Annotated in this window: 12 protein-coding genes; all 12 read right to left on the bottom strand. The window is 58.2% G+C overall.

Going from position 1 to position 11117, the window contains the following annotated elements:
• Positions 1-36 precede the first annotated feature (36 nt).
• On the bottom strand, positions 37-294 hold the full coding sequence (gene atpE, locus J5X93_RS26080; protein WP_003097235.1) for a F0F1 ATP synthase subunit C: 258 nt from the start codon (positions 292-294) through the stop codon (positions 37-39).
• 145 nt (positions 295-439) lie between these two features.
• Positions 440-1309 (bottom strand): F0F1 ATP synthase subunit A, encoded by an 870-nt coding sequence (gene atpB / locus J5X93_RS26085; RefSeq protein WP_023383137.1) that lies wholly within the window; start codon positions 1307-1309, stop codon positions 440-442.
• A 16-nt stretch (positions 1310-1325) separates the two neighbouring features.
• A complete protein-coding gene (locus tag J5X93_RS26090; RefSeq protein WP_043214193.1) occupies positions 1326-1733 on the bottom strand; it encodes a F0F1 ATP synthase subunit I in 408 nt (135 codons plus the stop codon).
• 149 nt (positions 1734-1882) lie between these two features.
• The gene (locus tag J5X93_RS26095) at positions 1883-2755 is read right to left on the bottom strand and encodes a ParB/RepB/Spo0J family partition protein (protein WP_043214196.1); all 873 of its coding nucleotides are present in this window, start codon (positions 2753-2755) and stop codon (positions 1883-1885) included.
• A gap of 9 nt (positions 2756-2764) precedes the next feature.
• Positions 2765-3556 (bottom strand): ParA family protein, encoded by a 792-nt coding sequence (locus tag J5X93_RS26100; RefSeq protein WP_043214197.1) that lies wholly within the window; start codon positions 3554-3556, stop codon positions 2765-2767.
• A gap of 18 nt (positions 3557-3574) precedes the next feature.
• Positions 3575-4225, bottom strand: a complete 651-nt coding sequence (gene rsmG / locus J5X93_RS26105) for a 16S rRNA (guanine(527)-N(7))-methyltransferase RsmG (protein ID WP_043214199.1) — start codon at positions 4223-4225, stop codon at positions 3575-3577.
• Complete coding sequence (gene mnmG, locus J5X93_RS26110; protein WP_043214202.1) at positions 4222-6114, bottom strand: tRNA uridine-5-carboxymethylaminomethyl(34) synthesis enzyme MnmG; 1893 nt, start codon at positions 6112-6114, stop codon at positions 4222-4224. Before mnmG ends, rsmG begins: the two co-directional genes overlap by 4 nt.
• Positions 6115-6618: 504 nt before the next feature.
• The gene (mnmE, locus tag J5X93_RS26115; protein ID WP_250034245.1) at positions 6619-7989 is read right to left on the bottom strand and encodes a tRNA uridine-5-carboxymethylaminomethyl(34) synthesis GTPase MnmE; all 1371 of its coding nucleotides are present in this window, start codon (positions 7987-7989) and stop codon (positions 6619-6621) included.
• A gap of 83 nt (positions 7990-8072) precedes the next feature.
• A complete protein-coding gene (yidC, locus tag J5X93_RS26120; protein ID WP_043214205.1) occupies positions 8073-9755 on the bottom strand; it encodes a membrane protein insertase YidC in 1683 nt (560 codons plus the stop codon).
• A gap of 2 nt (positions 9756-9757) precedes the next feature.
• Positions 9758-10003, bottom strand: a complete 246-nt coding sequence (yidD, locus tag J5X93_RS26125) for a membrane protein insertion efficiency factor YidD (protein ID WP_011536514.1) — start codon at positions 10001-10003, stop codon at positions 9758-9760.
• Entirely contained in the window at positions 9996-10400 is a 405-nt protein-coding gene (gene rnpA, locus J5X93_RS26130; RefSeq protein WP_070574400.1) for a ribonuclease P protein component, read from the bottom strand. Before rnpA ends, yidD begins: the two co-directional genes overlap by 8 nt.
• Positions 10401-10413: 13 nt before the next feature.
• Positions 10414-10548 carry a 50S ribosomal protein L34 gene (gene rpmH / locus J5X93_RS26135; protein ID WP_003253163.1) on the bottom strand — a complete coding sequence of 45 codons (135 nt, stop codon included), beginning with the start codon at positions 10546-10548 and terminating at the stop codon, positions 10414-10416.
• Between the last annotated feature and the right edge of the window lie 569 nt (positions 10549-11117).

An 11117-nucleotide genomic window follows, 5' to 3' on the forward strand; every position in this document is an offset into this window, starting at 1 on the left:
TGTCCATCACACCAATCAACTCGTAGAAACGAGTGATTAGCCGGCGATCTGACCAACGAAGGGGTTCGCGAAGGTGAAGAACAGAGCGATACCAACACCGATCATGGTTACGGCGTCGAGCAGACCGGCAACGATGAACATTTTGACCTGCAGCATCGGAACCATCTCAGGCTGACGAGCAGCGCCTTCCAGGAACTTGCCGCCCAGCAGGCCGAAACCAATGGCGGTACCCAGAGCACCCAGGCCGATCAGCAGAGCAACAGCGATAGCGGTCAGACCAACTACAGTTTCCATCTTTCCTCCCGACTTTTACGTCGTATTGGTTAGGTTTTTAGTTTGAAGCGGTAAAACAAATCGTTTGGTACAGCGGTGCCCTTGCGGACGTTTTCAGCCTTCCCCCCAAACAGGCAGGGAAGGCTATCAGACACGCCAGGCGGTCTTAATGGTTATCTTCGTGAGCCATCGACAGGTAGACGATGGTGAGCATCATGAAGATGAAGGCTTGCAGGGTGATGATCAGGATGTGGAACACAGCCCACGCCCACTGCAGCACCACACCCAGGCCGCTGAGCCAGAGGATGCCGGCGCCGAACATCACGGCGATCAGGATGAACACCAGTTCGCCGGCGTACATGTTGCCGAACAGACGCAGTGCCAGCGAGATCGGTTTGGCGATCAAGGTGACGAATTCCAGCAGGAAGTTCACAGGGATCAGCAGGATCTGAACGAAGATGTTCTTGCTGCCGAACGGGTGCAGGGTCAGCTCACCGATGAAGCCGCCCAGGCCCTTGACCTTGATGCTGTAGAAAATGATGAGGGCGAACACGCAGAAGGCCATGGCCAGGGTCGCGTTCGGGTCGGTGGTAGACACGGCACGGAACGGAATGTGCGGGTCGCCAGAGATCAGGATGGCCAGCTGCGGAATCCAGTCGACCGGTACCAGGTCGATGGCGTTCATCAGGAACACCCAGACGAAGATGGTCAGCGCCAGTGGGGCGATCACCGGGCTACGGCCATGGAAGGAATCCTTCACGCTGCCGTTGACGAAGTCCACCAGCACTTCGACGAAGTTCTGCAGACCGCCAGGCTGGCCGGAAGTCGCCTTCTTGGCTGCCATGCGGAAGATGAACAGGAAGATCAGACCCAGCGCGACGGACCAACCCAGGGTGTCCAGGTGGAACGCCCAGAAGCCCATTGCCTTGGCTTCTGCAGCCGAATGGGCGAAGCCCCAGCTGCCGTCTGGTAGTTGACCGTAGGTCAGGTTCTGCAAGTGGTGCTGGATATAGCCCGAAGCGGTTTCTGCTGCCATGGTTGCCTCAAACGCCCTAAGGTCTCGAAAGTCTTTTATTCATCAGCAGGGGCGCGAACCAGCTGACCAGTAGGGTCAGCAGGAAGACGCCGAATACTGCTAACGGCGCCAATGGCTTCACTCCTGCGAAGGTCAGTGCAAAAAGCACTGCCGTCAAAATCAATTTGCCTGCCTCGCCTGCGTAAAACGACTTGACGATGGCCTGCGCTGCCCTGGCCCCGCTATAGCGAAAAGCCTTCCAGGCGAAATACACATTGGGCAGCCAGCCAATCAACCCTCCGCAGAGACCTGAATAACCGCTGACCGCTCCTTGCCACTGCCACAACACCAGAGTTGCCAGCAGAAACACGATACATTGAGCCAGCAGTACCGGAAAAACCGCCCAGCGATGGAAAGGCAAGCGGTTTGGCGTGCGGATTTCCATCACAACTGCTCCTCGAAAGTCGACCGTCAAGTCAGCAATGACTTGGCATAATTTGTGCCGACAAAATGCGCGCAGAGTATAGGGGTGGTTTAACCCCTATTCAACTATTCGGTAGTGATTTCCGACTGCGCGCTACAACAGGAAGTGTTTCAGCGAATGTGAGCCAGTACGCCTTGCAACTCATCAAGAGAGTTGTAACGAATTACAAGTTGGCCTTTGCCCTTGTTGCCATGACGTATCTGAACCGCCGAGCCCAGACGCTCTGCCAGACGCTGTTCAAGGCGCGCGATATCCGGATCAGGTTTGCTCGGCTCGACCGGATCAGATTTGCCATTGAGCCATTGACGCACCAATGCCTCGGTCTGGCGCACGGTAAGGCCACGTGCGACAACATGCCGCGCCCCCTCTTCCTGGCGATTTTCTTCCAGCCCAAGCAATGCACGGGCATGGCCCATCTCCAAGTCGCCGTGGGCCAGCATGGTCTTGATCGCTTCGGGCAGTGAGATCAGGCGCAGCAGGTTGGCCACGGTAACCCGTGACTTGCCCACGGCATCAGCGACCTGTTGCTGGGTCAGCTCGAATTCCTGCTGCAGACGCTGAAGCGCCAGGGCTTCTTCCAGCGGATTGAGATCCTCACGCTGGATGTTCTCGATCAGGGCCATCGCGATGGCGGCGTCGTCCGGCACTTCGCGGACCATGGCCGGAATGGTGTCCAGGCCAGCCTGCTGGGTGGCGCGCCAGCGGCGCTCACCGGCGATGATTTCGTAGCGGTTCTCACCGATCGGGCGGACCACGATCGGTTGCATCACGCCCTGGTTGCGAATCGAGTGCGCCAGTTCTTCGAGCGCTTCGGGGTCCATGTCGCGGCGTGGCTGATACTTGCCACGCTGGATCAGTTCGACCGGCAGGTGTTGCAGTTCCTTCTGGTCCACCTTCACAGCCTGCTCTTCGAGCGCGCCGACGGAAGGACCACTGAGCAGTGCATCCAACCCACGTCCGAGACCCCGTTTCTTAACGGCCATGCGGATTCCTTAAGTTGTCTGTGCAGTGCGTGATTGACGGCGTTGACGGCGCACCAGTTCCCCGGCCAGTGCCAGGTAGGCCAGTGCGCCACGCGATTGCTTGTCGTAGGCCAGGGCCGGCATGCCGAAACTCGGCGCCTCGGCCAGGCGAATGTTGCGAGGAATGACCGTGTCGTACAACTGGTCTCCGAAGTGCTCCTTGAGCTGGGCCGACACATCGTTGTTCAGGCTCAGGCGCGGGTCATACATGGTCCGCAGCAGACCTTCGATCTTCAGCTCCGGGTTCAGGCGGGCGGCGATGCGCTTGATGTTATCCACAAGGTCGCTGAGACCTTCGAGCGCGTAGTACTCGCACTGCATCGGAATGATCACGCCATCGGAGGCGACTAGGGCATTGAGGGTCAGCATCGACAGCGAGGGTGGGCAGTCGATGAGGATGAAATCGTAATTCTCGCGGATCGGCGCCAACGCGTTGCGCAGGCGGCTCTCCTTCATCTGCATTTCCAGCAGCACCACTTCGGCGGCGGTGAGGTCGCGGTTGGCCGGCAGCAGCTGGAAGCCGCCATGCTCGGAGTAGTGCATGGCCTGGGCCAAGTCGCATTCCCCGATCAGCAGGTCATAGACCGAATGCTCCAGGACGTGCTTGTCCACACCACTACCCATGGTGGCGTTGCCCTGTGGATCGAGGTCGATCAGCAGCACGCGACGTTTGGTCGCGGCCAGCGATGCGGCGAGATTGATACAGGTGGTGGTCTTGCCCACACCACCTTTCTGGTTCGCGATTGCGAATACCTTAGCCATTGTTGCGTGTGTTCCCAGTCATGCCTTGCGGCGCAGTATCAGCAGATGGCGCTGGCCCTGGCAACCCGGAACGGTCAGGGCCTGCTCGCTTTCCACTGTGAAGTCTGCGGGCAATGCTACCAGTTCATCGGCCGGATGCAGCCCCTTCATTGCAAGCCATTGCGTCCGGGCGTCGCCCAAGTGGCGTGTCCAGTTGGTGAAGTTCTCCATGCTGCTGAACGCACGAGAGATGATCCCGCAGAACGGCTGCGCCGGTTGGAACTCTTCCACCCGGCTGTGGATAACCTGCAGGTTGTCCAGCTTGAGCTCCATCTTCACCTGGGTAAGGAAGCGTGTCTTCTTGCCATTGCTGTCGAGAAGCGTCACTTGCTTGTGCGGATGCAGAATGGCCAACGGAATCCCCGGCATACCGCCGCCACTGCCGACATCCAGCCAACGCTGGGTGTCTTTGTGGATAAACGACATGACGCTCAGGCTGTCCAGCAAATGGCGCGACACCATCTCGTCTGGGTCGCGCACTGCGGTCAGGTTGTACGCTTTGTTCCACTTGATCAACAGGGCCAGGTAACCCAGCAGTTTTTCCTGCTGTTGCGGGCTCAGCTCGACACCGAGCTGGCGCGCGCCTGTGGACAACTCTTCTGCATGTTGCGGGGTGACCAGGGAACTCAAGCGCTTTGCTCCAATTCGCGGCCTGCGCCGCGTTTTTTCAGATGAATCAGCAACAGGGAAATTGCGGCGGGCGTCACGCCCGGAATACGCGAAGCCTGCCCGAGGGTCTCTGGACGCGTCTGGCCGAGCTTGCTCTGGATTTCCTTAGACAGCCCGGAAATCGTGGTGTAGTCGATATCCACAGGCAGACGGGTATCTTCGCTGGCACGCAGGCGGGCGATTTCTTCCTGCTGACGGTCGATATAGCCGGCGTATTTGGTCTTGATCTCGACCTGTTCGGCCACCTGTGGATCGATTTGTTCCCCACCGGTCGCTTCGATCAATCCGGCATAGTCGATTTCAGGACGCGCCAGCAAGTTCAGCAAGTTGTACTCATGGCTCAGCGGTGTGCCGAACTTATCCACAACCGCCTGGCCTTCGGGCGTTCCCGGACGGATCCATGTGGATTTCAGCCGCTGTTCCTCCCGCTCGATACCTTCACGCTTGGCGCAGAACGCCGCCCAGCGGGCGTCGTCGATCAGCCCGAGCTCGCGGCCCTTCTCTGTCAAGCGCAGATCGGCATTGTCCTCGCGCAGGATCAGCCGGTATTCGGCACGCGAAGTGAACATGCGGTATGGCTCTTGGGTACCGAGAGTAATCAGGTCGTCGACCAGTACACCGATGTAGGCCTCGTCGCGGCGCGGACACCAGCTGTCACGGCCCTGGGCGCGAAGCGCGGCGTTGGTGCCAGCCAGCAGACCTTGGGCCCCGGCCTCTTCGTAGCCGGTGGTGCCATTGATCTGCCCGGCGAAGAACAGCCCGCCAATGACCTTGGTCTCCAGGCTGTACTTGAGGTCGCGCGGGTCGAAATAGTCGTACTCGATGGCGTAGCCCGGGCGAACGATGTGGGCATTTTCCATGCCACGGATCGAGCGGACGATGTCCAGTTGCACATCGAACGGCAGCGAAGTGGAGATGCCGTTGGGGTATAGCTCGTGGGTGGTCAGGCCTTCCGGCTCGATGAACACCTGGTGGCTTTCCTTGTCGGCGAAGCGATGGATCTTGTCTTCGATCGATGGGCAGTATCGCGGTCCTACGCCTTCGATGACGCCCGAGTACATCGGTGAACGGTCGAGGTTCGAGGCGATGATCTCGTGGGTACGGGCATTGGTGTGGGTGATCCAGCAACTCACCTGGCGTGGATGCATGTCGGCATTGCCCATGAACGACATGACTGGAATCGGTGTGTCACCGGGTTGCTCTGTCATCACCGAGAAGTCAACCGAACGCCCGTCGATACGGGGTGGGGTACCGGTTTTCAGACGACCGACGCGCAGCGGCAGTTCACGCAGGCGGTGGGCCAAGGCGATCGCGGGCGGATCGCCTGCACGACCGCCGGAATAGTTCTGCAGACCGATGTGGATAAGTCCACCGAGGAAGGTACCAGTAGTCAGAACCACCGAGTCGGCGAAAAAGCGCAGACCCATCTGGGTAATGACGCCTTTGACCTGGTCCTGCTCGACGATCAGGTCATCACAGGACTGCTGGAATATCCACAGGTTCGGCTGGTTTTCCAGGATCTCGCGGACCACGGCCTTGTAGATAGCGCGGTCAGCCTGGGCACGGGTCGCACGGACGGCGGGGCCTTTGCGGTTGTTCAGGATACGAAACTGGATGCCGCTTTTGTCGGTGGCCAGCGCCATGGCGCCGCCGAGCGCATCGATTTCCTTGACCAGGTGACTCTTGCCAATGCCACCGATAGCCGGGTTGCAGCTCATGTGACCGAGGGTTTCCACGTTATGGGTCAGCAGCAGGGTTTTCACACCCATGCGTGCGGACGCAAGCGCAGCCTCGGTACCGGCATGGCCGCCGCCGATGACGATCACTTCAAAACGGGAAGGGAAATCCACCACGCACCTCGTGCCTGTTTTTGCGAATAGAGAAGGTAAGCGGACAAGTATAGGGACTTCACCCCCTTCAAAGGAACCTTCTGAGCAAAATTTGACCAGGCTGTGGATGAATGGCAGGTAAAAGAAAACAAAGAGGAAAAATTTAAAAAAGCTTTGTTTTTATGTTTATTCTTATGCACCCAGACCTCTGTGGATAAACTTATGCAGCCCAGTATCCATGCACTCTTGGTGGATTCAAAACCCTGTGTTTGAAGGGGCATGAGGGTTCTGGATAACAGCGTTTAACCTGTGGATTAAAGTGCCAATTACCCACAGGGCGGTTTGTCCTCAACAAAAATAGCTGGTTATCAACGGTGCTGAAGGCGACTTTTCCACAGAGCTTATCCGCTCTGCTTCGCATCTGTTGATGATTTTTTCCGCGATCGGGCTGCCCGCCGGGTCTTTCCACAGGCAAAAAAAAGCCGCTCCCGGTGGAGCGGCTCTGTGTAAAACCTCGGCGCGACGCTATTTGCCGATACAGAAGCTCGAGAAGATACGTCCCAGCAGGTCGTCGGAACTGAAGGCCCCGGTGATCTCGCCCAGTGCTTGCTGTGCCTGTCGCAGGTCTTCGGCCAGTAATTCTCCGGCGCCGGCCAAGGTCAGTTGAGCGCGACCATGCTCCAGATGCGACTCGGCTTGGCGCAGGGCTTCCAGATGACGCCGTCGGGCGCTGAAACTGCTTTCGGCAGTCTGCTCGTAGCCCATGCAAGCCTTGAGATGATCGCGTAACAACTCCAGCCCACCGTCTTCACCCTTGGCGCTGAGGGTGATGGTCACATGGCCATCTTCACACTGCTCCATGCCGACTGACTCACCACTGAGGTCGGCCTTGTTTCGTATCAGTGTGACCTTGGCTGGGTCTGGCCGCTTGTCGAGAAATTCTGGCCACAGGGCGAACGGATCGCTTGCTTCCGGCGCTGTGGAATCCACTACCAAGAGCACCCGATCCGCTTCATTGATGGCCTTCAGGGCACGTTCGACGCCGATCTTTTCCACATGATCGTCGGTGTCGCGCAGGCCAGCGGTGTCCACTACGTGCAGCGGCATGCCATCGATGTGGATATGTTCACGCAGGATATCCCGCGTGGTCCCGGCGATGTCCGTGACGATAGCGGCTTCCCGACCAGCCAGGCGATTGAGCAGGCTGGACTTTCCGGCATTCGGACGACCAGCGATGACGACGGTCATGCCGTCGCGCAGCAAAGCGCCCTGCCCGGCTTCACGCTGGACTGTGGACAACTCGCTGCGCACGTTATCGAGCATCGACAGTACATGGCCATCGGCTAGAAAATCGATCTCCTCTTCAGGGAAGTCGATCGCCGCCTCGACGTAGATGCGCAATGCGATCAACGCTTCGGTCAGATCGTGCACCCGCTTGGAGAAAGCGCCCTGCAGTGAGCGAAGGGCGTTTCGCGCTGCCTGGGTGGAGCTCGCCTCGATCAGGTCGGCGATCGCTTCAGCCTGGGCGAGGTCGAGTTTGTCGTTGAGAAACGCCCGTTCGCTGAATTCACCTGGGCGTGCAAGGCGGCAGCCCAACTGCAGACAACGCTGCAGGAGCATGTCCATCACCACCGGACCACCATGGCCTTGCAGCTCCAGGACATCTTCGCCGGTAAATGAGTTCGGCCCCGGGAAGAACAAGGCGATGCCTTCATCCAACACCAGGCCATCGTTGTCACGGAACGGGCCATAGTAGGCATGGCGTGGCGTCAGGATTCGGCCGGTGATGGCCTGCCCTGCCTGGCTGGCCAGTGGACCGGACAACCTGACGATGCCAACGCCTCCGCGCCCCTGGGCGGTTGCAATGGCGGCGATGGTTTCACGCACAGTGTTCATGCTCGAAAACCTCTACGGAAAATACACAGATAGCAAAAACGCCCCACGAGGGGGCGTTTTTATTCACAGCCGTCAGCCGTTGGTCAAGCAGCAGCTTTTTTGGTTGCGGCTTCGATGCTACGGGTGATGTACCACTGCTGTGCGATGGACAGGCAGTTGTTCACAACCCAGTACAGCACCAGACCGGCTGGGAACCACAGGAAGAAGAAGGTGAAGATGATCGGCATCAGCTTCATGACCTTCGCTTGCATCGGATCCGGTGGAGTCGGGTTCAGACGCTGCTGGATGAACATGGTGGCGCCCATGATGATCGGCAGGATGAAGAACGGATCCTTGATCGACAGGTCGGTAATCCACAGCATCCATGGGGCCTGGCGCATCTCGACACTTTCCAGCAGTACCCAATACAGCGCCAGGAACACCGGCATCTGGACCAGGATCGGCAAGCAGCCACCCAGTGGGTTGATCTTCTCTTTCTTGTACAGCTCCATCATCGCCTGGGACATCTTCTGGCGATCATCACCGAAGCGTTCCTTGAGCTGGGCCAGTTTCGGCGCAACGGCGCGCATACGCGCCATCGAGCGGTAGCTGGCGGCGGAAAGTGGGAAGAACAGACCTTTGATGAGCATGGTCAGGACGATGATCGACCAGCCCCAGTTACCCAGCAGGCTGTGGATATGTTGCAGCAGCCAGAAGATCGGCTGGGCAATGAACCACAGGAAGCCATAGTCGACCGTCAGTTCCAGCCCTGGGGACAGTTCCTTGAGCTTGGACTGGATCTTGGGACCGGCATACAGCATGGCGCTGGTTTCAGCCTTGGCGCCAGCTGGGACGTTCAGAGCGGGACCGGTGTAACCGATGATGTAGTTGCCCTGGCTGTCCTTGCGGGTCTGGACGACGTTGTTGTCCGATTTATTCGGGATCCAGGCGGTCACGAAGTAGTGCTGCAGCCAGGCAACCCAGCCACCGGACACATTTTCTTTCAAACTGCCCTTGTCGATGTCCTTCATCGACACTTTCTTGTACGGCTCCGAAGCTGTCCACAGGGCTGCGCCCAGATAGGTGGCGGTGCCGGTAGCAGTGCTCGACGACGGATCGGAACTGGCGTCACGCTTGAGTTGGGCAAACAGGTTGCCGTTCCAGGCTTGGCCGCTCTGGTTATCGATCAGGTAGCTGACGGTCAGGTCGTACTCACCGCGCTTGAAGCTGAAGCGCTTGATGTAGTTGACGCCGTTTTCGCTGAACTTCAGGTCCACCACCAGTTGGTCCTGGCCATCAGCCAGCTGGTAGCTCTTGCTGTCGGAAGCGTACAGCGGGCGGCCGGTGGAACGGGCGTCCGGACCGTTGCTGCCCGTCAGGCCACTCTGGGCCAGGTAGACGCGCTCGCCACCGTTGTCGAACAGCTGGAACGGAATGTCCGGATGATCCTGGCGACGCGGGTACTTCGGCAGAGTCAACTGGACGATATCACCGCCGACCGGGTCGATAGCCAGGTCCAGGACATCAGTCTTGATCCGGATCAGGTCCTTGCTGACAGCGACAGGTGCCAGCTCCGCTGGGGTCGCTTCAGCATTGGTGCTCGGCACATCGGCGCTGGCGCCGTTATTGCCGGCCGGAACGGTGTCCGGCAGCGCCGGGGCAACATTGCTGGCAGCAGTATTCTGAGTCGGCAAGGCAGCCTGACCGTAGTCTTGGTTCCATTTCAGGACCATGACGTAGGACACGATTGCCAGGGCGACGATCAGGATCGTGCGTTTAATATCCATGATTACTCGGCTATCGAAGAAGTTCGGGAGGAAGGAGCGGGCGGAACGGGATCGAAACCACCGTCGTTCCACGGATGACAACGCCCCAGGCGACGAACGGCCAGCCACCCACCACGCAAGAGGCCATGGTTTTCAATGGCTTCATAAGCGTAACAGGAGCAACTGGGGTAGAAACGACAGTGACTGGCCATCAGTGGACTAATGGCATAACGGTAAAACTGGATCGGAACGAGTGCCAGTTTACGCATCGTGACTGTCTACCCCTGCGGAATCGGCATTAGCCGCTGGAGAGGGCCGACTGCGAACCAGTCGCTTCCAGAGCTTGCCAAAGTGTTGGTGCAATTCTGGGTTTTCAATCTCGCCCAATCCCTTGCGCGCGACGATCACGATGTCCAACCCGGCGAGCAGCTGCTGGTTCAGACGGAACGAATCGCGCATCAAGCGCTTGAGACGATTGCGTTGAACGGCGAGCTTGACGCTCTTCTTGCCGATCACCAAGCCGAGGCGTGGATGATCGAGGCCGTTCTCGCGAGCAAGGATCAGCAGGTTTTTCCCTGGAACCTTGCCGGTTGGGGAGTCGAAGACCGCTTTGAAGTGCCGGGGTGTAAGCAGTCGCTTATCCCGACTGAAGTCCTGACTCACCACCTGTGCCGAAAAATCAAATTGCCAGACGCTTACGGCCTTTGGCACGACGACGCGACAGAACAGCGCGGCCGTTCTTGGTAGCCATACGGGCACGGAAGCCGTGGGTGCGCGCGCGCTTGATGGTGCTTGGTTGGAAAGTACGTTTCATGGCGTGTTACCTGGGTTTGTCGACAACGGGCCGGAATGGCCCCCTTTTTAAGAGACCGGCGATTCTAGAGAAAGCAAGCCCATAGGTCAATTTCCAACCAGCTTTTGCCTATAGAAGGTACGGAGGGGTCGAAGGCCGTCAGGTGGCTTGATCCGGACGTGGGCGAGAGGACAACATGAAAAAAAGAAGGACATATAAAAAGCTTTTCTGAAGAACTTATAGATCTTTAGTGGATAACGATCTGTGGATAACCTACCCCAGGCCTTTATCCATGTGCGTTTCAGGAAATCATAACCTTGTCGGTAAGCGGTGCCTTCGCTGTGCTGATGACACGCACAACCTGTGGAGCGAACGGCTTGTTATCCACAGATGAGTTATCAACAGGTCTGAGGGTGGGGTTGTGCATAGTGCTCAGGGCGGGTTATCCACAGAGCTTATTCACAGCGCACGTAAGGCGTTTAGGAAGTTTTTTGGCCGATTTGTCCCTGTGCAAGTCGGTGTCACATGTGGATAACTGGTCTACCTCCCGGTACAATGGCGGTTTGTTTTTGCCTCATCCGGCTTTCAAC

Origin of the sequence: Pseudomonas sp. BYT-1 (assembly GCF_023611805.1) — a bacterium.
GTDB classification, from domain to species: domain Bacteria; phylum Pseudomonadota; class Gammaproteobacteria; order Pseudomonadales; family Pseudomonadaceae; genus Aquipseudomonas; species Aquipseudomonas guariconensis.

Coding starts and splice junctions, on each gene's coding strand:
- J5X93_RS26100 (WP_043214197.1), bottom strand. CDS start 3,556: ATGGCTAAGGTATTCGCAATCGCGAACCAGAAAGGTGGTGTGGGCAAG.
- atpB (WP_023383137.1), bottom strand. CDS start 1,309: ATGGCAGCAGAAACCGCTTCGGGCTATATCCAGCACCACTTGCAGAAC.
- yidD (WP_011536514.1), bottom strand. CDS start 10,003: ATGCGTAAACTGGCACTCGTTCCGATCCAGTTTTACCGTTATGCCATT.
- atpE (WP_003097235.1), bottom strand. CDS start 294: ATGGAAACTGTAGTTGGTCTGACCGCTATCGCTGTTGCTCTGCTGATC.
- mnmE (WP_250034245.1), bottom strand. CDS start 7,989: ATGAACACTGTGCGTGAAACCATCGCCGCCATTGCAACCGCCCAGGGG.
- rpmH (WP_003253163.1), bottom strand. CDS start 10,548: ATGAAACGTACTTTCCAACCAAGCACCATCAAGCGCGCGCGCACCCAC.
- J5X93_RS26090 (WP_043214193.1), bottom strand. CDS start 1,733: ATGGAAATCCGCACGCCAAACCGCTTGCCTTTCCATCGCTGGGCGGTT.
- J5X93_RS26095 (WP_043214196.1), bottom strand. CDS start 2,755: ATGGCCGTTAAGAAACGGGGTCTCGGACGTGGGTTGGATGCACTGCTC.
- yidC (WP_043214205.1), bottom strand. CDS start 9,755: ATGGATATTAAACGCACGATCCTGATCGTCGCCCTGGCAATCGTGTCC.